Raw genomic sequence first — 23,354 nt, 5'->3', positions numbered from 1 at the left:
CTCCATTCCTTGTTGAAATATTATGCTATTGCCGATACTGCAAAAAAGCGCCTGCTTCCAATAGGAGAACGAGGCGCGATGTCTTCATGGCTCATCTTTATTATTGTTGCCTTAACTCGTGAAAAATTAACATCTCAGGAGATATTATTCCGGGATGTTTCCGCCAAGTACACGTCCGCCGGAATCCCCTGACGGATCGGTCATGTGATCATCTTCACCCGCATGAATAATGAGTGAGCGCCCGAGTACAGAGTGGGCATCCTCTTTTTCAAGTGTGGCCTCTGGCAATAGCACCTCTGCTTCTACCGTCCCATCCTGTCCTGCTTCAAGATTGTGCATATCTCCGACATGACTTCCTTCTGGGTGCTCAAGCCCATGATGCTTGTCTGTTGGGTTAAAATGTCCACCCGCCGTCTCAAAATCGGTTCCCTGTACAGGATTCTCATGCACATGGAATCCATGCTTCCCTGGTGTAAGCCCTGTAGCCGTAACCTTCACGACGACTCCCTCATCTGTCTGCTCTAATGTGGCAAAGCCCGCTTCTTCTCCCTCCGCATTAAATAACGGAACCGCTGGCACGCCTAATGATATCGAATGAGACTCCTCGTCCCAATATACTGGCTGATTGACAAGCTCAGATACCATCCGAACGGGTACATAAGTTGTGTCGTTATGAAGGATGTACTCTGGTGCAGCTGTTCCTGCATTATCGTACTCTCCATTTGCAGAGGATTTGTCCTCTCCATTAACATATACACTTAATTTCGTGGCCGACTGCTTCAGGCTGTCCAAAGTAAGATCTGGACTTGCTGCAGCCAGAGAAAATCCCGAAAACAATACAGCTCCGGCTAGAAATGCCCCTGCCATATGCTTGGTTTCGTACTTTCTTTTTTTCATTTCAGCGCCTCCTGTCCCTGTAGTCTCACCACCCCTTACCCTTATTTTCCAGTCATCAAACTGTTCATCTATGAGCCAGCATTACTCATCCGCACGAAAAAAAAGACACCCGAGGAATGCTCTCGAATGTCTTATGGGAATGGGATGTCTAACATCTCACATATTTGCGTTTGAAGCCAAGCTGATTCTTGTCCACCGCTTTTTGAATATTATCGGTCGCGAGCAAGATCGCCGGCTTCTTATTGTCCCGTTTCATTTCAACAGGGCCTATAGCCTCTGCAGTGAGGGCCGCCTTATCGTGAAGCGCGACATAGGACACGGCTGTTGTGTATACGAAATTGTTCATCGAGGATTTGGTCCGCTCAGGAGATTCGTGAATCGTCTCTTTCACCATGTCCAGCATACGGGCAATCTTGCTCTCCTCAAACTGTATATCTGGGCGACTGCCGAGCAGCCAGCAATAGCAGCTCCATCCTGCTGACATTCTCAGCTCATCTCCACTTGCGATCCACTTATCAGCCACCTCTTGTGCAATATCGGTCTCAGCGAGGGTGACTGCAACGACGTAATCAGACAGCATGTAAAAATAAGCTCCATCGATCCAGCGCTCAAAGTCCGCTTCTGTCATGGATTTTGCATCTGCAATGATGCCCGCAAAGTACATCGCGTCATAGTTTCCTGTCGCATACAGCTGCTCAGCCAAAGGCTGATCAATCTTGATCTTCTTCGCCATGGGCTTCATCGCGCCTGTCGCCACACCAAACAATGGTTCATGGGCGCCATTGGACATGTACATCTTCTTGAGTCGTTCCTTGCCGAGAGCTTCAAGCTCCTGCATGACAGATTCAAAATTCATCGTTTACACAGCCCTTTCTGTTCATCTTAATCTATCAAATTCTCCGTAGCCAGGGTAAATCCTTCGATGACGGCATCTTCGTCAACTTCAATGAGGATGCATCTTTTTCCGCGATAACTCACCTGTTTCAAATACTTTAGATCCTGCGGACTCACTGAAATGGTAGCGACCTTCGTATCAATCTTAATCGATTTGGAGGTGAATTTCGGCATAACGCTGCTCGCTTTAAGCTCATAATTTTTGTCGTCAACGACCGTTTCGAACGCAAGCTCTACCTTTTCTGCCGTCACATTCTCCACACCGCTCGAAGTCAGCATCCGTTCCACATCTTTATAGTCCAGCCTTGGCGGTTCTTCCTGATCGCTTGTCTCAATGACCTGATGAATCTCCTCATAGACATGAGCAATTGTTGCAGCATCGAGCTGTTCTCCTGCGACTTCCTTCACGATATCCTCAAAGATCGTCCGCTCCTCTTGTGCTGTCACCGTTCTCTCTGCCTTCAAGACTTCCTCGATGAATTGGTAGTTTGGCTCGTTGGCTCTCCCTGAGGAATACAGAACACGGTTCACGTCAGAATAATTATCGGTCACGCTTGGATAGAAGAAGCCTTGCTCCGGCGTGTTCAATTTGATGATAGGATCAACAAAGACATTATACTTATATTCCCGCTCGACATAATCAAACATAAGTGTTTTCTTTTGCTGCTCTGTGGAGTTCACACTGCATAAAATAAATGAATTCGCAAAGACCTCATTCTTCTCGCTCTCTTCGACCTCTTCATTTCTTTCCTTCGTCGGTCGGTAGTACTGTCCCCGAACAAAAGTGATCACTGTATCTTGCTTATAATGGGTATCGGCCATCATTCTCTCCACGAGCAGGATCATCAGATCCGTCCATTCATCCGGATCCCCGGTCACCAGCGCTTGATGAAGGAGCTCACGTGTTGGTTCCTCCGCTTCCTCCTGGAACTTTAACTCGAACAGCTTCTGATCCAGTTCACCGGTTAACAGCTTCTTGAAGTTAGCCATGTGCAGCTCCTGCTTCTCCCGATCCAGCAGCTCAAACGGCTGACGCTCGTAATGATAGATCTCGTTGCTCTCCTTCATAATATACACGTTAAGAATTTCGTATAGCTTCAGCATTTCGTGGTCCATTTTAAACTGCTTGCGTATGTGTGCGAGTTCTTTTTTTATCATAATTGATCAGACATCTCCTATAGTAGATTACCCCTGCCAAAATAAACGTTACAGAAGCCCTTCATCCAGAAGGGCTCCTCATTGATTTATCTAAATACGATTATTGTTCAACTAACTCATCATACCATAATACCTTTGTATAGGGGCCCGTAATCATAGTATCGTTCTAACCACTACAGGCACTGAATACGGCAAAATATTCATCAGGGAAGTCCTACTCTTGCTCGGCCTCATCATGCTGCTTGCTTGCAAAATCATCGAGCAATGCCCGCGCTTCATTTGTTGACTTGGTGTTCATGAGGTTATTTCTTAATTCACTTGCTCCTCGAAATCCACGAACATAAATCTTAAAGAAACGAGGAAGGGGCTTGAACGAACGGGATTCCATAGCAGAATACTGATCATGGAGATCCAGATGCAGCCGCAACAGGTTAAGCAGCTCCTCACTGCTATGCTCTCTTGGTTCCTTCTCAAAGGCAAATGGATTGTGGAAAATACCACGTCCAATCATAATACCATCCACCCCGTATTGCTCAGCAAGCTGTAAGCCGACTTGACGGTTCGGGATATCGCCGTTAATCGTCAGTAGCGTACCTGGTGCAACCTCATCACGAAGTTTTTTAATCTCTGGAATGAGTTCCCAATGGGCGTCTACTTTGCTCATTTCCTCTCTTGTCCGCAGATGAATGGATAGATTAACAATGTCTTGCTTCAAGATGTGAGTCAGCCAATCACGCCATTCATCAACCTTACTGAAACCGAGCCTTGTTTTTACAGATACGGGCAGTCCCCCGGCTTTGGCCGCCTGAATGATGTCAGCTGCAGTTTCGGGACGGCAGATCAGACCGCTTCCCTTCCCATTCTCCGCTACATTCGCTACAGGACAACCCATATTAATATCAATCCCCTTAAAGCCTTCTTCCGCCATACCGATACTCATTTGACGAAAATATTCCGGTTTATCTCCCCAGATATGGGCTACAATAGGCTGTTCATCCTCCGTAAAAGTAAGCCGCCCACGCACACTGTGGTTCCCCTCCGGGTGACAATAGCTCTCGGTGTTCGCAAATTCAGTAAAAAACACATCCGGTCTTGCCGCTTCACTCACGACATGGCGGAAAACAACATCCGTTACATCCTCCATCGGTGCCAGTATAAAAAAAGGACGTGGCAAATCACGCCAAAAATTCGTTGTCATATCAAAAACCTCTCTATAGTAACAGGACACAGCTATATCCCTATATTAAAAGCAAACGCTGTTCATGCTTCTTCTACACTTATAGCATGTTTGAGCACTTTTTATCAAACGATCGCATCCATTGATTTTACAGTAAATGTTTAACAAATCAAATGATCAGGTCCTGGAAGTTCCACAGCAGAATAATCGCAGACCTCTCATCACAAGAAAAAGACTGCCTGCAATTACCTCGCCGACAGTCTGAATGGGATCTTCGCTTCCCTCTTTGCTTTATATTATTTCAAATATTAATTCGCCCAATATTGCTCCGCTATACGCTGACCTTGCTTAATCTTCGCCCATTGCTCCGCTTCGGTCAATTCATTTCCGCCATCGCAGGACGCAAATCCGCATTGGTGAGATAAGAGCAGTCTGTCCTTATCAATAATTTTGGACGCTTCATCCAGCATTCTCAAGACACGCTCTTCATCATCCAGCGTATTCGTCTTGGAGGACAGCAGGCCAAGTACAATCTCCGTATTCGGCTTATCTTGGAACACCGCAAGTGCCTCAAGTGATCCTGCACGCTCATCATCCCACTCCAGGAAGAAGCGGTCGTATTTGAGCTGCTTCAAGAACAGATTCGCAATCTTGGCATAGGAACCGCCGCCCATGTTACGGGAGTCGTAGTTACCGCGGCAGTTATGCGTCCACATTTTGAGGCCCAGGCTATGACCAAAGTCAATGACCGTATTGTTGATATCAATGAATTCAGTTGCCAGAGCCTGCACTTCCTCCTGATTGATGTTCTCACCCGTGTAAGGAGAGTTCGGATTGTCATCAGCGAATAGCTCCCACAAGCAATCGTCGAACTGCAGAATTTTACCGCCAGCGGCAGCAAACTCCTCAACAAATTCCTTATAAGCCTTCACCAATCCGTTCTTAAGCTCCTGTCTGTCTTGATACACGGATTCCGTTCCGCCAATGTTATCCGACCAGGACAGTTCACCAAAGATATGGGATGGAGATGGTACGCACAGCTTCGTTTCATGATCGCCAGCCTGTGCTTGAAGCTTCTTATAGATATCAATAAAATGATGGTTCTTACCGCTCAGCTCACCTGTAATGCGGAGTCCAATATCTTTACGAGTCTCATACTTGGAGGACCCATCGGTATCTCTGAAGAAATACCCGTGATCTGCGATGTAGCGTTTGATGCCTTGGAAGCCCCAGACGAAGTCCAGATGCCACATCGATTTGGAGTATTCTCCATCCGTAACAACAGAGATATTGTTAGCAATTTCTTTATCGACTACAGCTTGAATCGCTGAGGACTCAGACTGCTCATATCCCTCGAAATCTTGGTAAAACGGATAGGTTATATCATCGCGATGCTCGATTTGATGCTTATATTCTAATAAATCCGATGGACGGAGTAAGCTGCCTACGATTTGAAATCTATTGCACATGATTAAAGTCCCCCTCTAGATCGCATATGTCGTTTTTGATTCCTTTGATTCTAGCATGGAGGTCTATCCTGTATAAGACTTAAAAGCAATATCTAGTTATAGCTAAAAGCTATAGCGACAAACTTAAGATAACCATTAGCTAGAACGATAACACTCTGTTAAATAGAATCTTTATAATGTATTACGCCGCAGCTCATAGAAGTACTTCACAATAGGATGCTTTAACTTGACCTGCTCGGACATGTTTAAGATCCGCTTTTTCCCAACTCGTCTATCCACTAGAGCTAGAATATTTAACAAGATATCATTGCTCTCCATGCTATCCTCTATTGAAGTAGATAAGAACTTAGTCGCTGTAGCGGCAAAATTGGATTTGCTTAATGAGGTCTGTGCTGACAATAGCTCTTTAGCCAGTACCGTTATTTTTCTGTTTCGTGCGATGACGACTAATCGATCCTCCGGGACAGTCCCTTTGGTATCTGCTCTGACCGCATCAAGCTCTTCATTACTGATCGGAATTTGCACTTCTGGGTCACTCTTAATTTCCTGCTCCGTTTGATACCAACGGATGGTGGTCGTTCGATCGTTCATATTCAGCACGTTCTTTTTATCTACAGCAATGTAACAATCCCCTGATTTATCAGGCAGATAACGGTAACTGGTTGCGCGGTATTCGACCCTTCCAACTAACGCGGGAGATAGGAAACTCTCCAGTTGCTGCTTCAATTTACTCCAGGACATATATATGTATCCTCCTATGTTCTCTTTACAAAAGCATCCCATAAATAGGCGGCCTTAATTCTTTGTCTAAGGCTTCAATCATACCGTATTGTTTTATGGCTTTCAAAAAAAGAAAACTTCCCCGCGTCTAACAATCTACGGGGGAAGTCTCCTTATAATCAGCTGATCTCATTTACATTTTCCAGATCCGGTACAGAATCATCGCTGCTTCAGCGCGGGTCAAGGGTTCGGCTGGGGCAATTTTACCGTCTTTGCCGTTGACTATTCCGCTTCCTACAAGGGAAGCCACACTATTCATGGCGTAAGCGGAAATGCTCTCAGCATCGGAATAAGGCGCTAGATTTCCGTTGCTCCTAAATGACTTACCAGCTGCTTTCAGTGCTTTTGCCGTAAGTACCATCATATCTTGACGGGAAATGCTGCTGTCTGGTTTGAATGAGCTATCTTCAAATCCAGCTGCGATACCAAGCTCTTTGGCAATAGCCACGGCCTGGGCATAATAAGCGTCCGGCTGTATATCGCTGAAGGATGCCGTGTTGGTACCCGGACTCTTCAATTCAAGTGCTCTGACGAGCAAGGTAATAAAATCCGCTCTCGTGATCGAAGCTGCAGGAGCGAAGCTGTCATCAGAGATTCCTTGAATGATATCGCGTGCAGCCATTGCTTCAACGGCTTGTTTTACCCACAGGACCTTTTGCACATCAGCAAAAGACTTGGTTACATTGGCCACAGCATAGGTGCTGAACTCTGTTGTTTTGAACACAACCGAGCCGGACTTAGCATCATACCGTCCATTCGGTATTACTGTTGCCTGTCCTTGATTGTCAATGTTTAGAATGACGATTTGATGTGCATTGACAAGTTCCTGTGCGGCAGGTGTGTACGGAATAGATACCGTTACAGGTGCCGCAGGATTGTTCCAGGCAAGTTCACGATCACCAGCTGTTACGCTTAGGTCGATTACCGGCCGACTGCCTACATTAGCACGATCACCTGCACTCAAGCGATCTGCTGAGCCTTTGTTTATCTGAATAGAGACTTGGTCTGCTTGTTCTGTAATATTAGAAAGCATGTTGGACGGAATCTGAAGTGTTGCATTGGCCGTCTTAAGCACAAACTCAACATTATTGTTGTCTTGCAGGCTTGAAGTCGGAAATTGCACAACATAGGATTGTGCATTTGCCTGCGTCGGCACTTCAATGCTCACCTGTTTCTTGCCATTTGCACCGGGAGTAGACTTCTCAATTGCTTTATTCAGGCTGTCGCTCGAAACGGTTGCTGTGGCTGTTCCATTTTCGACTTTTATTACCGGTACAATAACGGAGTCATTGCCCGGAAGCTGTGGTTGAGGCTGTGGCGTAGTAGCTGGGCTGGATACCCCGTTACCTCCGTCACTGCTGCCTCCCCCCTCGTTACCTCCGCCATTGTCGCCGCCGGAAGAAGGTTTGCCCGTCAGCGTCAATTCACCGAACACGGACGTATCCTGGTAACCTTGACCGGATGCGTCATTCCAAGCGTTCACGCTGATTCGGTTGCCGTCTTTTGCATCATTGATCTGCGCATCAAATCCAATTTTGGCATTGTTCGCAGGCGTTACCTTTTTGAATGGAATTTTCATTTCAACGATGTAGTTAGTACCCGATACAGTAACTTCGGATTCAAAACCTTCAGCGATCTCCGCAGGATTGAAGGTGGCTAAGTTCTCGAAGTTTACTCTGTATTGTCCATCATCCTCTTGGTAGCTCGCTGTTCTACCGTTATTCTCATCGACGAATACCTCTACAGAGTCCTGCTCCCATACATTCGGGTTCGACTTGTTCAGTTGATCGTCTCTGACTTGCACCAAAACGTATAGATTCTCATCATCCCAGAGTGCCTTAGCTGTTCCCGTAGCACCTGACCATGCCATTTGCTTCGTATCCAGCTTCAATTCTGGAGCGTTGCTCCATACGCTGTCTACGGAGCCATCAATCACTGGTGTTCCATAGGAAGCGCCTGATTTCTTGTATTCGATCTCTTCAGGTGCATTGTCCGCCAAGTACTTCTCCGGATCATTTACTGCGTAGTAAGCCTCTTTGGCTTGAAAATCCTTGTCGAACAAGGTTGGGTTCTGCTCGGCTCTCCAGCTGGTGCTGTCATTTAATCCCCAGAAGGTAACACGTGGAATATGCTCACTGTTCTTCTTATAGAGATCCATCAATTGGGCATACAAATAGGCCTGCTGCTTCTCTTCGGTTTCAGTCATGACTGAGTTGGTGCCTGCCATAATGTCCAGCTCGGTGACACTCACTTCTACACCCAAAGAACTGAAACGCTCAAGTGACATTCTGACATTGTCGATCCGAGTACCCAAATTGTAGTGGGCTTGCATGCCGATGCCATCAATCAGTTTCTCACCAGGGTGATCTGCCGCGTACTTCTCATTCAGCTCTTTAACCATGCTGTAGATCGCAGTAGATTTATTCTGGTTGTCATCATTGTAGTCATTGTAATAGAGCTTAATATCCCAGCCATTTTCGTCAATGACTTCTTTGGCCGCAAGGAATGACTCCTCAATAAAGTCTGGGCCGATGGCTTGCAGCCAGCCGGAATTACGTAATGCATTCTTCCAGTCGGTTGGATTCGCAGGGTTATCGTTCATCGCTTCGTTGACAACGTCCCAGGAAATGACTTGGTCCCCAAAATGCTCAACGACCGTCTTCACATGTGTTCTTAGATTATTCAGAGCTTCTTCACGGCTTAAAGGCTCACCACTCGCTGCCGTATGCAGCCATGTAGGTGATTGTGCATGCCATACAAGCACGTGACCATGGATATCAAGGCCTGCATCTTGTACTCGCTTGACAAGCGCATCTTCTGCGGTGAAATCGAATGCTTTGTTTGTATCATAGGCATAATCCGGCTTCATATCATTCTCGAACGTGACGACATTGTAATGCTTCGTCAGAAGCTTGAGCCGAGTCTCGTCGAAGGTAGCAGGATTAACTATGTTACCTATCAGGAATTCATCTGCGTAAGTATCTTTGAGGTTAGGGAGATTCTCTTGAATCGGAGGTGCAGCAGCTACAGGTCCCAAATATTTTAGAGAAAAGTCATCTAAAAAGAAGGTCCGGTTGCCGCCGTCGTCGTTTGCTGTTTCGATATAAGCATTGAGTACGCTTGGAGTCGTGGTGAGCGTATACTTACCCGTTAAGTGTACCCATTCTTGATCGGTAACGGTTGCATTTTGTGATACGTTCGCAAAACCGCTGTCCGCATATTGAACACTGATCCGAAGTGTTGTAGGTTCTTCGCCAGGAGCCATTTTCACCCAAGCGGACAGCTCGTATTCGTGATTCTTTGCCATTTTTCCAGCAGCATCGACTAACGCTGCATCATATTGTTTCGTCGCCGTAACGATCAAGCTTTGCTCGCCATCCGGTGTATGATTATCTGCTTGGGATAGAGCGACCGTTTCACGGCCGTTCCGTGCTTTGAATCCATCCAGACCCTTCTCAAAGTCTGCAGAGATCCCCGTCTTATCTATAACCTCCGGTTCAGTTTGACCAGGGGTCACATCCGTAATCATAACTTCATCAATGTATATATCCGAGGTTAACGTGTTGCCCGATGGTTCAACATAGATGATGACCTCATTTGTTCTAGAAGGAACTTCATAGCCCTTGGTTTCGAACAGCGTCCAATCGGAAGCGGTTACAAGCTTGTTGCCGATAATCCAAGGATATTTCTGATCCTCTTCTAAGATTTCAGAATCGATCTTGGAAGCCAGATGGAACTGACCTTCTCCTGAACCAAGTCTAACCTTGAGTGAGATATCATACTTACGATCGGATTTCATCTTGTCCGTAAGTACGAGAGCAGGAACAGCCTTCTCATCGGCTCGGTTAAAGAACTTCAAAGATTTCGTACCTTCGGAAGCTACGTCATCTACGACCGCAGTATCTCCGTTCGAGCCCCAGGAGAGCTTGTTCCATCCTCCTGTATTTCCATCTTCAAAGCTTTGGTTCAGGACTACCGTAGGCTCGGCAGGTGTTTCTTCTTGGGTAATTGTGATATTCCCGATATAGAAAGATACTTCCTTACCGGCTTCATCCGATTTAATTCGAAGTGCTGTATTGTCCACATTGGCTACAGAGAGATCGGCAGATAATGTAATGCCTTGCCCTGCCTTAAAGTCGGAAGAATAAATCCCTGTGTATCCTTCTCCATCCATGCCCTTATTGGTTACAACCTCCAGGACAGCCTGCCCCGCCGCCGGTGGGTTAGAATCAGCATCCACATAGACGGAAGCAGTTACCGTATATTCTTCGCCAACCTCCAAGCCAAGGTCACCGAACGCAAGGTCCACGCCATCCCAGTTATTGGATCGGTTACTAACTTTCAGAACTGCTCCGTCCTCATTGCCGTCAAACGGCTTGCCTGTTACAGCTTCCAGCTGGGCACCGCCTGATTGAGTTGCCTTGCCTTGACCATTCTGGAATGTTTCTTGATATACAATTGGTGAATCAGATGCCGCTAGATCCGCCGCATTAACTGCTGGAGTAAACAAGCCGACCGGAAGAAGCAGAGCCGCTGCAAGTAACCCAGAAACGGCCTGCTTAAATGATGTTCTCATTCGAAGCAATCCCCCCACACTAAAATTTTTATCACTCATGTGAAGCGCTTACATAATTTGATGTGATCAACCTCCCTCCAACCCAGATAATACCATTTTGTGACAAGGAATTCTTACTCCAAATTAAAGGTGAAACTTAGTTTTTTTCAGATATACTTCAAGGTAACTCGAAACTCACTTTGCTTGAGCGGGAAATGGAGGAATACTCGCTATTTTTCCTTCTTCTCTATATCCAGTCTTCATAATGTTTTTTTATAAATTGAATCTCATTCTCGTAGTGTGCCAAATGTCCCTCATCCATCATTTTTTGAAAGGCTTGATTACCGTTAGCTGCAAAGTTTCTTATCGTATCACATAGTACAACCAATCGATCAATAATCCACTCCTTCATATTGTTAGGAACGGGTAATCCATAAGATTCAAAAAACAATTGTATTCGGCGCCGGCGCTCTTGCGCATCTTTTTCACGCTGATACTGTATTACTTCCATCGTTTCAGAAGAAAAGTCAGGTGTAAAACGACCCAGCGGTACGGACGTGTAAAGGGTATATGCAATATCCCACAGGCGCGGACCTGGGCCAGCCATGTCAAAATCAATGAGTGCTGCGGCCTTCCCATTCTGAAAGACAAGGTTATAGAACGCGGCATCGTTATGACATATTACTTCGTGTTCGGCACCGTCAGGGCCTGTAAGCTGCCATTTGGCTTCAGGACTTGGAACAAAGGATCGGGTCGCATCATGAAATTGTCGTAACAGGTGGGCAAAGTCCACAAGCGTCTCGTCCATCCACCAAGTATGCGATTCTAACTCCGGCTTGTTCATATCACCAGTCACAAATGTTAATATCTCACGGCCAAATTCATCAATGCCAAGAAATTTTGGTGCTCCCTCGAACCCTTGTCTTTCTAAATGCGTAAGCAATTCATGAACACTTGTGCTCCAATATCCTGTAGGACGTCGAACGGTGTCTCCTATACGAACGATATGATTTACGTTTCCGCCGCTTAATACCTCTTCTTGAGTCATAAGGTTTCACTCCTCGCTTCTATAATGTGCTATTCCCCAACAAAAAGAGTCAAATAAACTGTTTTTCAGTCTTTTTTCAAATGAAGTAAAGGGCGCTGGATACGGGCAGCGGGAATTACTGGGGGAAATGCTGGCACTGTACCGCGAAAAGAACCCGGACGTAATGGTAAAAGTAGACCAGCTAGTAGAACTTCTAGGGGGCGAATATTAAAAATGACCGCAGACCGCCTTATAGATCAGCAGCTTAAAGTAGTCGAAGAAGCCGTAGGAAAACATTACGTAAGCCCGCAGCTGGTATTATGCGCTACAGAATTCGCGGAAGAACAGGGGGAACTGCTGCAGAAGTACGACCCAGTACAGCAGCTTTTCTTTTTAACCGACGGGGAACCTTACAGCCACGAAGCCATAGTAAAATACTGCGAAGACAAAAAAGCCGCTGCAAAATAAGCGGCTTTTTTCTGCCTTCTGGCATATTATGAATACGGGAAGCATAAAATTTTTCCAAAGGAAAAAAGCTTTTTGACGACGAAAAATTTTTACTACCCTTATCCAAATAAGCAAAAACAGCCCCGGGACCCCCAGCCCTGGGCTTCTTTTTTATGTTTTTAGGAATAACGTAATACAGATCGTAATACATATTTAACAGATAGGCAGCAGCCTACGGAAAGGGGTAATTTTATGAAAAGTAATATTATACCTTTTAGAATTCGTAAACAGCTGGACGACGACCTTAAGGAACAATTCGAACAGCTGCCCGAAGACCAGGACCGCAGCGAAGTAATAAGGGCAGCTTTAATGAAAAACGTATACTCACTATGAAGCACACTGGAAAAGGAGGATCTAAATGACAAATAACAACCTGTTAAGCTTTTATGATCCCTATGTTTATCAGACCTTATCAACGATCGTTGGTAATGTGGTTACTGTTCAAACCATAAGAGGCAGCGTTCGTGGTTTATTGAAAAACGTATTACCAGATCACATTGTTGTCGAATCTAACGGAACTCCCTTTTTTATTCGTACCCAGCAAATTATTTGGGTTTTTCCTGGTTAACAAAAGGAAAGTGGAGGGGAAATCATGTTTAAAAGAATCAATAAATTAGCAATTGAACTTCCTGTACCCGCACACGGCGATATGAATGCTGCAGCTGCAGTACAAGAGCTCTTGGGCGGCAAGTTTGGGGAGATGTCCACCTTAAATAACTATATGTTTCAGTCTTTTAACTTCAGAAATAAAAAAAAGCTAAAACCCTTCTATGATTTAGTGGCAAGCATTACAGCAGAAGAATTTGGTCATGTAGAGCTTGTTTCTAATGCGATTAATTTGTTATCGGTAGGCAATACTTTTCCAGGTGATCCGGATATCACTCCACTTCAAAATGGGAAGGATGCAAGAAATACCTACCATTTTATTTCTACAGCTCAAACCGCAATACCTGGTGATTCCATGGGAAGACCTTGGACTGGGGATCATGTTTTTAATAGTGGAAATTTAGTCTTAGATTTAACACATAACTTTTTTCTTGAGGTTGGTGCACGTACACATAAAATGAGAGTTTATGAGATGACAGATCATCCAGTGGCTAGAACCATGATTGGGTATTTACTTGTTCGTGGAGGGACACATATCCTCGCCTATGCGAAAGCGATCGAAATTGCTACAGGGGTAGATTTGACGAAAATGCTTCCGGTTCCTAATCTAGATAACTCAAAATTTGATTATTCCAAACCGTTCATTGAAAAAGGCTTAAGCAATGTGTTATTCACATGGAGCGAAACAGATTATAGGGATATCGGAATGATCTGGAAAGGAACGAATCCGGAAAACGGGCAGCCGCTTGAAGTGAAAATTGGTACCCCGGAAGGCGCACCCATTCCAGACTTAGAGGAATTACCTGAAGAATTTGCTCCTGGCATTACTAGGGACGATTATGAATTAATTAAAAAACGTCTCATGGCAAATTTATAACGTGTTCTCTATTTGAAGTGCAAAGCATGAGAAAACATTTAAAACAGGATGCCAAATCGTAATTGATTTAGCATCCTATTCTTTGTTGTTATATATTCAAACGTCAAATATAGCCCCCACCTACAAACAAAAGTTTTATTTTAGTCTATCATCGTACATGAATTGAATTTGAATACCGAACGGATCCTCAATAATGCCATATGCTTTGCTAAATACATTGCTGGATAAAGGAACCATGATTCTTACCCTATCATCTGTAGTCAAGCTGTTGTAAAAATGTTCGATTTCTTCTAAATCAGCACTTTGAATACACAATGAGGTGTTGTTGCCAACTACATATTTTTCTGTGGCATCCATCGGATCTTCTGCGATCATGACTTTTGTTTTTCCAATGGATAAGACGGAATGAGTAATATAATGCTTATTTTCATCCGTAAGCTGCATCGAGCTGTCACGTTTTGCTAGGTCTTCATAGGTTACCAGTAACAATTCCTCTGCATTTAAATGCTGTTTGTAGAAATCAATCGCTTCTTTTGCTTTTCCATTCATAGATAAGAAAATAGCTACTTCTAGCGTTGCACTCATGGTACCGTCTCCTTTTGGATCATATTGTAAGGCCATTTGATGTATACCTTGAGCTTATTATAAAATATAAAGGTATCAACTATTGACACCTTTATAAGGAGATTTACGGTGAATAAATCAGAAAGATTAAATGACATGATTAGATACTTGAATGGCCGAGAGTTCTTCAATCTAAGTGACTTAATGGAACAATACGATATCTCCAAAAGTACGGCATTGCGCGACATTAGCTCCTTAGAGCAATTGGGTATGCCCATTTATTCAGAGCAAGGCAGACATGGACGATATGGCATCTTAAAAAACAGATTATTATCGCCTATTATTTTTACGATGGATGAAGTGTATGCTCTGTATTTTGCCATGCTGACGTTAGAAGCCTATGAATCAACGCCCTTTCATTTAAGTGTCAATCAACTAAACGAGAAGTTTGAAAACTGTCTTTCTAACGAACAAAATAAACAAATTCACAGAATGAAAAAAATCCTGCAATTTGAAATGTACAAGCACCATCATGCGAGTCGTTTCTTAGACAAAATACTAAAAAGCATACTTCACGAGAACAGCTGCCGTATTCAGTACACAAAAAACAACCAGGAAAAAAGTTACCATGTTCAGTTTTTCAAAATTTCCGCCAAGTTTGGTCAATGGTATGCTGCTGGAATAGAGTTAAATACGAATAAACATAGAGTATTCAGGTGCGACAGAATAACTTTTATTGAAGAAGAGGACGCTGAATCTCCCTTTTCCATAGAAGAACTCGTCAGTCGCTCATTAGAAATTTACCGTGCTGAGAACAGTATTGAATTTAAAGTCGAGATTTCAGAAGAAGCTCGAGATATTTTTTATAAAGAACATTATCCTTCGATGAGATTAGAGAGTGGCAATAACACAGTTATACGGGGTTTCTATCATCCAGGAGAAGAAGCTTTTATAGCCGACTATTTTATGAGATTTGGACCTTATGTAAGATCCATACAGCCTGTTTCATTGAAACAAATGATCCAAGATCGAATCGAGAATCTTTTAAATCACTATAACAACAAGTTGTAGATTGTAGAAGTTGATAACTTCGCAGGCTTATTGTAGTAGAGGAATTAGGCTCGTTAACGGGTCAGGCTCATATAGGAAATAAAAAAGAGGGCCACAGCCCTCTTTTTTTATACCGTCAATACTTACTGAATTAATGATCCCTTCCAACTAACACCGCTACACTCTCCACATGCACCGTATGCGGGAACATGTCCACCGGCGTGACCTCCATCGTCTTGAACCCGCCGTCCTCCAGGACGCGCAGATCGCGAGCCAGAGTGGATGGATTACAGGACACATAAACCACACGCTCCGGACGCATCTCCAGAATCGTATCCAAGAGTCTTGGGTCGCAGCCCTTGCGCGGGGGATCGACGACGATTACGTCAGGGGTAATGCCCTGCTCCTTCCACTTCGGAATGACATCCTCGGATGGGCCGGTCTCGAAGGTGGCGTTCGTGATCTCGTTCAGATCCGCATTCTTCTTCGCATCCTCAATCGCTTCCTTCACGATCTCTACGCCGTAGACATGCTCGGCGTGCTGAGCGAGGAACAATGAGATCGTCCCGATTCCGCAGTAAGCGTCAATGACGGTCTCTTTCCCCGTCAACCCGGCATACTCTACCGTCTTGCCATACAGCACCTCAGTCTGTACCGGATTGACTTGATAGAAGGAACGCGCAGAGATGGCAAACTTGATGTCTCCGATATAATCATAAATGACCTCACTGCCCCATAACACTCGGGTAACGTCTCCGAAGATAACGTTGGTTTTTTTCGTATTCACGTTCTGACAGATGCTGGTCACCTGTGGGATCTGCTCCCGAATGCCATGTATCCATGCTTCTACATGTGGAATGCTGTCTCCATTCGTGACGAGCACAAGCATGATCTCGCCGGTGCGGAACGCCTTCTTCACGACCACATGACGAAGCAGTCCTTTGCCTGTTTCTTCATTATATGCTCGAATTCCGACACTACGGCCGATCTGCTTAACCTGCTCCACGACCTCGTCATTGTGCTCATGCTGAATCATGCAGCGCTCCATGTCCACGATGCGGTGACTGCCCTTGGCATAGAAGCCGCCGATCAGACCGCCGTCGATCTCACCCATCGGCACCTGTGCCTTGTTCCGGTAACGCCATGGCTCCTGCATCCCTAATGTCTCAAGCACTCGAATACCTTCATACACAGGCTTGTCCCCAGCACTGTGAGTATCTTCCATATCTGTAGCGGAGTTATCCACTTGTGGATAATCGGGTTGTCCATCGATCACATTCAGCTTGCCGATCCGCGTCAAGTTATCCACGACGATCTGGCGCTTCCATGCCAGCTGTCCTTCGTAGCTCATATGCTGCAGTTGACAGCCGCCGCATTGATCATAGATCGGGCATGGCGCAGCGACGCGGTCCTTACTCTCTGTAATAATCTCCAGCAGCTTCGCATAGCCATACTGCTTCTTCGTCTTCAGTACCTTCACACGGACCTTCTCGCCCGGGAGTGCACCTGCAACAAACAATGTATAGCCATCCGCACGGCCGACACCCTCACCGTCATGATTCATCCCGATGATATCAATGACCGTCTCGTCGTTCTTCGCAACGGGCAGTCCGTGCACAGCAGAAAAAGATGCCTCGCCTTGTGGCCGCATCCCTGTTCTTGACCTTACTCCAGTCTGCTTGTTACCTGTCTTCCCGGCACGACGATCCTTCCCTTGAAGACGTCCTCCATTAGCCTTACCTGCTCCTGCACTCTCTGCTCCAGCCTTTACTTCACTACTCCGGCGGTTTTTTCCACGACCGCTGCGGTTGTTGTTCATCTTTGTGTAATTCCTCTCATTTGTTGATTTTCTCGATTTAAAATGTAATTGAATTCCAGTTATTACTCCATTAACAATTCAGCTGTATACTGAATCAGATTTCACATTACTCGAAGTACCTGCCTCAGTCTATCTGTAGATTTGGATATGATGGGGCATATTTCTGAAGCTTGCCGGAAGGGACCCGCCCAGCTCTCCGTCCAGATTAAGCAGCACTTCACCCGGTGAGGTAACCTCCATATAGTCTGTTTGGAAGTGAATGACCTTCTTGTCACCCAGATGCTCTCCGCGGAGCGCCATCGTTACAAGGCGAATCATCTCCGCCAGATTACATTTCTTCAGTGCAATGACATCGAATAATCCGTCATCAATCGTCGCACCCGGTGCCAGCTTCTCGAATCCACCGACCGAGTTCGTATTGGCGATCAGGAACAGCATGAATTCATCATGAATGTCCTCCTGCCCCCTGGCCTTGATGTAGAGCTCCTGCGGGGTAAGATTAATCATCTTCTCCATGCCCTTCATGTAATAAGCTAGCTGACCAATCATGGTCTTCAGACGGCTTGGTACTTCATAGGTCAGCTCTGTCAGCGTTCCACCACCGGCAATGTTGATAAAATAACGATTATTCACAAGACCCAGATCGACAGGACGTGTCTCCTGGCGGATCACCATATCGCAGTAATCCTCCCAATGCCTTGGGATTCCGAGCGCTCTTGCAAAATCATTGGTCGTCCCCAGCGGAAAAATGCCCAGCGGCGGCCGATTTTCTTTACCTGCCATCCCATTAATGACTTCATACAGCGTTCCGTCTCCACCTGCAGCAATGATCATATCGTATCCGCGATCAATCGCTTCCGATGCTTCCCTAGTCGCATCCCCTTCGCCCGTCGTTGCGTGACAGGATGCTTCAATTCCGCCCTCATCCAAACGCTGCAATATTGACGCGAGTCTTCGCTTCGCCTCTTCCCGACCTGACGTCGGATTATAGATTAATCTCGCCTTTTTCATAGTCATGATCCTTACGCCACCCACTTTTAGCAAATATCCCAATGATCCCATACAACCAGCCTTGGGCACTTATCTTATAATTTCACTCCAGTTCGTAATACCCTGAATACCGCGTTATAAAATGAATCCGAGCAAACGATAGAAATAGTATCATAGCGACAGCGATTATGAAATGAATTCATCTTCTTACTATTCCCAAAAACACGGCCGCTTAATGTCTAACTCAACCTGTTTCTTACATCCAATAGTTTATTATACAACAAAAAACCGGCCGTCGTCTTTATTTCAGTTCGCATCATACCACTGTTTTTAGGACAAACGGCCAGGCCTCTATTCCTTATTCTATTGTATTCCATATGCATTTCCAATAATAACCGAATATAAATAACAATCACGATAGAATTATGTCCTGCTATGCGTCCGCCAAGGCTCTCAGCATATCGTCCACTTGCTCCTCAATCCACTGATGCAGCAAAGGATGCGGTAAGAGCGTACGATCCCCACTGTACTCGACATGAATTCCATCCAGCCGCTTCGGTATCTCTACATTCGTAAAATACCCTGCACTCAAAAACAGCGGCATCACTAGAACCCGGTACCCTTGTTCTATGTAGCCAGCAGCCGTATCCTTGATATGATCTGGATTCAATAGTGCGTAATCCGCTTGAGAAACTCCACTGATGTCCTTAACCAGACGAGCGAGCGTAGAGAAGCCCTGCTCCCATCGCTGCCGAAATTCGTCGTGACGGCTGCCGTGTCCAATCAGCAGAATAACTTCCTCAGAAGGCTCCTGCGAATAGGGCTTCAGCTTGTCCCAGATCATCGTAGCTAGCAGCGGATCATCATGCAGCGGATGTCCATAATGGACACGTGACTTCACCCGAAAAGGCTCAAGATCCGTTTCCTTCTCTGGAACAGGCTTGGCTCCAAGGGCATATTCAATCTCATCTACATGCGTACTTCCCGCTGAAATAAACAAAGGAACAGCGAGTATATCTGTTACACCCTTCTGTTCAAGTTCATCAATTCCATCCTGAATAAGCCTTCCCTCTACATTCTCCAGAAAAGAAGCGTAAACAGGCACTCCTTCAGGCAGTGACAGCTGCATGACGGCATGATCCACAAGCTCAGTCCAGCCCGAATCCTTGGATCCATGGCTGATGATCAGAACTCCCGGCTTCATCATCATTTAGCGTCCCAGGCGCTCCAGCGCCATCTTATAGCCGTCATTTCCGTAATTTAAGCAGCGCTTAACACGAGAAATGGTGGCCGTACTTGCCCCCGTCTCCGACTCAATCTGATTGTACGTATTGCCTTTACCCAGCATACGGGCCACTTCCAGACGCTGAGACAAGGACTGAATCTCGTTCACCGTGCACAGGTCGTCAAAGAATACATAGCACTCCTCGATGTCCTTAAGTGTCAAAATGGCTTCAAATAATTGATCTATACTTTTATCATTTAGCTTCTTCAGCTGCATGTTATCATCCCCTAAGGTTACTATGAATACTATTTCATTGTAACTACACGTTATTGGTATTTCAAGCATTACCGTTTTCACGCGATGCAGAATAAAATCATCCCGAGCCTTCATCGTTATACACAGCTGGTAAGATCAGCACACCGACGCCAAACTACATTATACCATAATGCACAGGTTTGCAATGAATTGTGATACCTTTTGCTCCTGTTATATGAGAAGTCATGGACATATCGATACCCCGACTTCATGTTAATTCGTTCCCCTGTGGATCGAATCCTGTTGACTCTACTCTATTTATCGGTAAATATCCGTACTTTTTTATCCGTAGGTTTTCTCTTTTCTTATGTGGTACAACCGCTTGGGCCGGAGCCCAAATCCGCCAATATCCCGTAAAATCTCGCATTTTCTTAAACGCAGAGCACCTCATCAACATACACTATACTAAACCATGCGCAAAGGAATGTGATCTACCGATGTCTCAACAACACTACAGAAGACGCAGCCGGCAAGCTCGGGCATTCACGGACCCTAATCAGTATTCACCCTATCCTGGGATTCCACACTATAACCAGCCGTCTGCGCCTGCGCCGGCTCCCACTGCACAACCCTATGCATTAGTACCTGCTCAGCCGCAAGCACCTTATGCGATGCCTCAGCAGCAGGCTCCTGTATATCCTGCGAATCAGGTGACACAGCAGGCAGCCGAAACCGAGGCAGCGGCCACAACGGGAGGTCTGCTCGGCAATTTAGGCGGAATTGGGAATAACCTGAGCAATCTGAAAGGTCTGTTTGACCGAATTGGCGGCATTGACGGGATCGTTAATGGGATGGGGAAGGTTCAGCAGGTTGTCAACGGAGTCCAGCAGATGGCCCCGATGATGAAGCTGTTTGCAGGGCTACTCCCCTTTGGAGCTGCTGCAGCAGCAAATAAAGCAGCAGAGTCCACATCACCCACTTACGACGATTCTTACTACCGTCCGAGGAAGAAGCGTAAACGCAGGAAGACGACTTCCACGGGCAAAAAACGCCGCAAAACTTCGTCCTCCAAGCCCTACTCTCCCTCATCCTCCAAAAAGAGAAGGAGATAATTCAAGCCGGCTGATGCAGAACACCTCATAAAGCACCCTTCGCAGCTGGATCTTCAGCGCGGGGTGCTTCTATTTAGGTTAAGGCGACTTTTGAATGGAGCAAGATTTACTTATTTAAACCAGCCTCTCTTCTTAAACCAAATCATCATTCCACTGCCCAGCAGGAGCATCACCACGATGACCGCTGTATATCCATATCGATAGCCGAGCTCTGGCATATAATGAAAATTCATCCCATAGATGCCGGCAATCAGTGTAAGGGGCATGAACAAGGTCGTAATGACTGTCAGCGTCTTCATAATGCTGTTCATTCGATTCGAGTTCAGCGAAATGTAGCTGTCCCGCAGATCTGCCGTCATCTCCCGGTCAGCGTCCAGCATATCTGTCAGCTTCAGCAGATGATCGTAGATATCAATAAAATACAGCTTATGATCACTTCGGCTCTGCCCCTGTATATGCTGTGAGTTGACAATTCGATACAAGAGATCTCGCATGGGCACGATCGTATTGCGCAAACGAAGCAGCTTGCTTCGAATGAGAAATACGTGATTGACCAGCTCATCCATCGGGGCGTTACCGCTCCTTCCTTCCAGCTCGGCCAGCTCATCCTCAATGGCAAACAAGACCGGGAAGTAACCATCGACCAGCTTATCCATCACTGTATAGGCGGCCGCAATGGGCGCTCTGCTCCAGATGGTGCGCCTCTCTGCCTCTCCCCCGATACGCTCCCAGGCCTGATTCAGTTCGTCAAGCGGCTCATGATGATAGGATACCAGCAGGTTCGGGCCAAGAAACAGATCCACCTCGTGCGCCTTCTCCTCCTCCTCACGGATTGCATGAAGCACCATGAATTGAATATCGCCATAGTAATCCAGCTTAGGGCGCTGAAGGACATGCAGGCAATCTTCAACAGCGAGTGGATGAAAATGAAAATAATCCTTTAGCAGCCGGGATTCCTCTTCTGTCGGAGCACTGAAATCTGTCCACACAAAATCATAATCCTCAATACGAATATCAAGCAGATGTAACTCTTTGATCACTTTATGATCATGGGTTATTGCCATCGTCCGAATAATGGGGCATCACGCCTTTCCCTCTCTATCACAAATATTACGGAACAAAAAAGCCCTGCTTCCTCATCTCTGTTCAAACCCACATCGTTGAAAGAGAAGCAAGCACGGACTGTATAATTATAGCTGATTTATCTATCCACAAGTGGATAACTTTTTTATATGACTTTTATTACCCTTAGATGTCCCCATATTCACAGAGTTATAAACATTTTCCACATGGAGCAAACGGAAAACCCGGCAACAACGCGAAATGAATCCACAGCTTCGCGGTGATCCGGGTTCTGTTTATTGTACATCTATTTATAAAAAACGAAGTGCTTAGAAGAATAACCACATAATAAGGCCGGCAAGAAAACCGCAAATCGGAATGGTGATAAACCAGGTTACCACAATACGTCCTGCCAGCGACCATTTCACGGATTTGAAGCGTTTAGCTGAGCCTACACCGAGGATCGCCGAGGTGATCGCATGTGTGGTGCTGACCGGAAGGTGCAGCAGCGTTGCACCGAAGATGACGGATGCTGCCGAGAAATCCGCTGCAAAACCGTTGATCGGCTCAATTTTGAATATTTTAGTACCCATAGTCTTGATAATCTTCCAGCCGCCCACTGCTGTACCTGCGGCCATCGCTGTTGCTGCCGCGATCTTAACCCACAGTGGAACCTCCATTGTATCCTGCACTTTACCTGCAACGAGAGCGAATGTAATAATCCCCATCGCTTTCTGCGCATCATTCGTACCGTGTGTGAAGGATTGAAGTGCAGCTGTAAAGATCTGCATGGTACGGAAGCCCTTGTTGACTGTATGCGGACTGCGCTTGGCAAAGATCCACTTCAGTATCATCATGACAATATAACCGATAACGAAGGCGATGATTGGAGACAAGATCAGACCTTTTACAATATCAACAAATCCGCCCCAATTCAGCTCACTTCTTTCACCGATAAACACGGCACCCGCAAGCGCCCCAATCAGTGCATGAGATGAAGAGGACGGGAGTCCGAACCACCAGGTGATCAAATTCCACGCAATCGCAGCGATAAGCGTCGCAATTACGATATTGATCCCGTTATCCAGCTTGGTGGGGTCTGCTACACTGCCCCCGATCGTTTTCGCAACCCCTGTAAACATCAGCGCACCGATAAAGTTCATGCTGGCTGCAAGAATAATAGCCCGGCGCGGTGTCAGAGCTCTCGTCGATACCGATGTTGCAATGGCATTCGCCGTATCGTGGAACCCGTTAATGAAATCGAAGGCCAGCGCCAGGAAAATAACAATTCCTAATACCCATATCGTAGTTTCCATAATTATTATGCTCC

The 23,354-nt window shown here is 45.8% G+C and carries 20 protein-coding genes; 5 read left to right on the top strand and 15 right to left on the bottom strand.

Going from position 1 to position 23,354, the window contains the following annotated elements; all coding sequences use genetic code 11:
- Positions 1-144: 144 nt before the first annotated feature.
- The 8 genes from TCA2_RS17175 to TCA2_RS17140 form a co-directional block, all read right to left on the bottom strand.
- Complete coding sequence (locus TCA2_RS17175; protein WP_047912838.1) at positions 145-897, bottom strand: superoxide dismutase family protein; 753 nt, start codon at positions 895-897, stop codon at positions 145-147.
- Positions 898-1,045: 148 nt separating this feature from the next.
- Positions 1,046-1,753, bottom strand: a complete 708-nt coding sequence (locus TCA2_RS17170; RefSeq protein ID WP_047912837.1) for a DNA alkylation repair protein — start codon at positions 1,751-1,753, stop codon at positions 1,046-1,048.
- 26 nt (positions 1,754-1,779) lie between these two features.
- Positions 1,780-2,949: a DUF4317 domain-containing protein gene (locus TCA2_RS17165; protein WP_047912836.1), complete on the bottom strand. Its 1,170-nt coding sequence runs from the start codon at positions 2,947-2,949 to the stop codon at positions 1,780-1,782.
- 214 nt (positions 2,950-3,163) lie between these two features.
- On the bottom strand, positions 3,164-4,147 hold the full coding sequence (locus tag TCA2_RS17160; RefSeq protein WP_047912835.1) for a tRNA-dihydrouridine synthase: 984 nt from the start codon (positions 4,145-4,147) through the stop codon (positions 3,164-3,166).
- 287 nt (positions 4,148-4,434) lie between these two features.
- Positions 4,435-5,595 carry a cobalamin-independent methionine synthase II family protein gene (locus TCA2_RS17155; protein ID WP_047912834.1) on the bottom strand — a complete coding sequence of 387 codons (1,161 nt, stop codon included), beginning with the start codon at positions 5,593-5,595 and terminating at the stop codon, positions 4,435-4,437.
- Between the two features lie 171 nt (positions 5,596-5,766).
- Complete coding sequence (locus TCA2_RS17150) at positions 5,767-6,336, bottom strand: hypothetical protein (protein ID WP_047912833.1); 570 nt, start codon at positions 6,334-6,336, stop codon at positions 5,767-5,769.
- A 172-nt stretch (positions 6,337-6,508) separates the two neighbouring features.
- Complete coding sequence (locus TCA2_RS17145) at positions 6,509-10,951, bottom strand: endo-1,4-beta-xylanase (protein ID WP_047912832.1); 4,443 nt, start codon at positions 10,949-10,951, stop codon at positions 6,509-6,511.
- A gap of 226 nt (positions 10,952-11,177) precedes the next feature.
- A complete protein-coding gene (locus TCA2_RS17140) occupies positions 11,178-11,978 on the bottom strand; it encodes an aminoglycoside phosphotransferase family protein (protein ID WP_047912831.1) in 801 nt (266 codons plus the stop codon).
- A 213-nt stretch (positions 11,979-12,191) separates the two neighbouring features.
- Between TCA2_RS17140 and TCA2_RS17135 the strand changes: the two genes are divergently transcribed.
- From TCA2_RS17135 to TCA2_RS17125, 3 genes are all read left to right on the top strand, one after another.
- Complete coding sequence (locus tag TCA2_RS17135; protein WP_047912830.1) at positions 12,192-12,425, top strand: hypothetical protein; 234 nt, start codon at positions 12,192-12,194, stop codon at positions 12,423-12,425.
- A gap of 397 nt (positions 12,426-12,822) precedes the next feature.
- The gene (locus tag TCA2_RS17130; protein ID WP_047912829.1) at positions 12,823-13,032 is read left to right on the top strand and encodes a YuzF family protein; all 210 of its coding nucleotides are present in this window, start codon (positions 12,823-12,825) and stop codon (positions 13,030-13,032) included.
- Between the two features lie 24 nt (positions 13,033-13,056).
- On the top strand, positions 13,057-13,947 hold the full coding sequence (locus TCA2_RS17125) for a manganese catalase family protein (protein WP_047912828.1): 891 nt from the start codon (positions 13,057-13,059) through the stop codon (positions 13,945-13,947).
- 135 nt (positions 13,948-14,082) lie between these two features.
- Here TCA2_RS17125 and TCA2_RS17120 read toward each other — a convergent pair whose 3' ends face one another.
- The gene (locus TCA2_RS17120) at positions 14,083-14,532 is read right to left on the bottom strand and encodes a VOC family protein (protein WP_047912827.1); all 450 of its coding nucleotides are present in this window, start codon (positions 14,530-14,532) and stop codon (positions 14,083-14,085) included.
- A 108-nt stretch (positions 14,533-14,640) separates the two neighbouring features.
- Here TCA2_RS17120 and TCA2_RS17115 point away from each other — a divergent pair, with 108 nt between their 5' ends.
- Positions 14,641-15,582, top strand: a complete 942-nt coding sequence (locus tag TCA2_RS17115) for a YafY family protein (RefSeq protein WP_047912826.1) — start codon at positions 14,641-14,643, stop codon at positions 15,580-15,582.
- A 130-nt stretch (positions 15,583-15,712) separates the two neighbouring features.
- On the opposite strand, the gene rlmD is transcribed toward TCA2_RS17115, so the two are convergent.
- The 4 genes from rlmD to TCA2_RS17095 form a co-directional block, all read right to left on the bottom strand.
- Positions 15,713-17,212 (bottom strand): 23S rRNA (uracil(1939)-C(5))-methyltransferase RlmD, encoded by a 1,500-nt coding sequence (gene rlmD, locus TCA2_RS17110; RefSeq protein ID WP_047912948.1) that lies wholly within the window; start codon positions 17,210-17,212, stop codon positions 15,713-15,715.
- A 297-nt stretch (positions 17,213-17,509) separates the two neighbouring features.
- Positions 17,510-18,391: a diacylglycerol kinase gene (locus TCA2_RS17105; RefSeq protein ID WP_047912947.1), complete on the bottom strand. Its 882-nt coding sequence runs from the start codon at positions 18,389-18,391 to the stop codon at positions 17,510-17,512.
- A gap of 412 nt (positions 18,392-18,803) precedes the next feature.
- A complete protein-coding gene (locus tag TCA2_RS17100) occupies positions 18,804-19,577 on the bottom strand; it encodes a sirohydrochlorin chelatase (protein WP_047912946.1) in 774 nt (257 codons plus the stop codon).
- Positions 19,578-19,580: 3 nt separating this feature from the next.
- Entirely contained in the window at positions 19,581-19,871 is a 291-nt protein-coding gene (locus TCA2_RS17095; RefSeq protein ID WP_047912825.1) for a YerC/YecD family TrpR-related protein, read from the bottom strand.
- A gap of 476 nt (positions 19,872-20,347) precedes the next feature.
- Here TCA2_RS17095 and TCA2_RS17090 point away from each other — a divergent pair, with 476 nt between their 5' ends.
- Positions 20,348-20,962 carry a hypothetical protein gene (locus TCA2_RS17090; protein WP_047912824.1) on the top strand — a complete coding sequence of 205 codons (615 nt, stop codon included), beginning with the start codon at positions 20,348-20,350 and terminating at the stop codon, positions 20,960-20,962.
- Positions 20,963-21,072: 110 nt separating this feature from the next.
- Here the strand turns inward: TCA2_RS17090 and corA are convergent, their stop codons facing one another.
- Both corA and TCA2_RS17080 read right to left on the bottom strand, forming a co-directional pair.
- The gene (corA, locus tag TCA2_RS17085; RefSeq protein ID WP_047912823.1) at positions 21,073-22,038 is read right to left on the bottom strand and encodes a magnesium/cobalt transporter CorA; all 966 of its coding nucleotides are present in this window, start codon (positions 22,036-22,038) and stop codon (positions 21,073-21,075) included.
- Positions 22,039-22,353: 315 nt separating this feature from the next.
- Positions 22,354-23,340, bottom strand: a complete 987-nt coding sequence (locus TCA2_RS17080) for an inorganic phosphate transporter (protein WP_047912822.1) — start codon at positions 23,338-23,340, stop codon at positions 22,354-22,356.
- Positions 23,341-23,354: the final 14 nt, after the last annotated feature.

Origin of the sequence: Paenibacillus sp. TCA20 (genome assembly GCF_000732325.1) — a bacterium.
In the GTDB taxonomy this organism is placed as follows: Bacteria; Bacillota; Bacilli; order Paenibacillales; family Paenibacillaceae; genus Paenibacillus; species Paenibacillus urinalis.
Note: the sequence above shows the minus strand (reverse complement) of the source record. Positions and strands in the feature narration are given on the sequence as shown.

Coding starts and splice junctions, on each gene's coding strand:
- TCA2_RS17100 (WP_047912946.1), bottom strand. CDS start 19,577: ATGATGAAGCCGGGAGTTCTGATCATCAGCCATGGATCCAAGGATTCG.
- TCA2_RS17140 (WP_047912831.1), bottom strand. CDS start 11,978: ATGACTCAAGAAGAGGTATTAAGCGGCGGAAACGTAAATCATATCGTT.
- TCA2_RS17120 (WP_047912827.1), bottom strand. CDS start 14,532: ATGAGTGCAACGCTAGAAGTAGCTATTTTCTTATCTATGAATGGAAAA.
- TCA2_RS17165 (WP_047912836.1), bottom strand. CDS start 2,949: ATGATAAAAAAAGAACTCGCACACATACGCAAGCAGTTTAAAATGGAC.
- TCA2_RS17105 (WP_047912947.1), bottom strand. CDS start 18,391: ATGAAAAAGGCGAGATTAATCTATAATCCGACGTCAGGTCGGGAAGAG.
- TCA2_RS17145 (WP_047912832.1), bottom strand. CDS start 10,951: ATGAGAACATCATTTAAGCAGGCCGTTTCTGGGTTACTTGCAGCGGCT.
- TCA2_RS17095 (WP_047912825.1), bottom strand. CDS start 19,871: ATGCAGCTGAAGAAGCTAAATGATAAAAGTATAGATCAATTATTTGAA.
- TCA2_RS17130 (WP_047912829.1), top strand. CDS start 12,823: ATGACAAATAACAACCTGTTAAGCTTTTATGATCCCTATGTTTATCAG.
- TCA2_RS17170 (WP_047912837.1), bottom strand. CDS start 1,753: ATGAATTTTGAATCTGTCATGCAGGAGCTTGAAGCTCTCGGCAAGGAA.
- TCA2_RS17125 (WP_047912828.1), top strand. CDS start 13,057: ATGTTTAAAAGAATCAATAAATTAGCAATTGAACTTCCTGTACCCGCA.
- TCA2_RS17080 (WP_047912822.1), bottom strand. CDS start 23,340: ATGGAAACTACGATATGGGTATTAGGAATTGTTATTTTCCTGGCGCTG.
- TCA2_RS17135 (WP_047912830.1), top strand. CDS start 12,192: ATGACCGCAGACCGCCTTATAGATCAGCAGCTTAAAGTAGTCGAAGAA.
- TCA2_RS17090 (WP_047912824.1), top strand. CDS start 20,348: ATGTCTCAACAACACTACAGAAGACGCAGCCGGCAAGCTCGGGCATTC.
- TCA2_RS17175 (WP_047912838.1), bottom strand. CDS start 897: ATGAAAAAAAGAAAGTACGAAACCAAGCATATGGCAGGGGCATTTCTA.
- TCA2_RS17160 (WP_047912835.1), bottom strand. CDS start 4,147: ATGACAACGAATTTTTGGCGTGATTTGCCACGTCCTTTTTTTATACTG.
- TCA2_RS17155 (WP_047912834.1), bottom strand. CDS start 5,595: ATGTGCAATAGATTTCAAATCGTAGGCAGCTTACTCCGTCCATCGGAT.
- TCA2_RS17150 (WP_047912833.1), bottom strand. CDS start 6,336: ATGTCCTGGAGTAAATTGAAGCAGCAACTGGAGAGTTTCCTATCTCCC.
- rlmD (WP_047912948.1), bottom strand. CDS start 17,212: ATGCGGCCACAAGGCGAGGCATCTTTTTCTGCTGTGCACGGACTGCCC.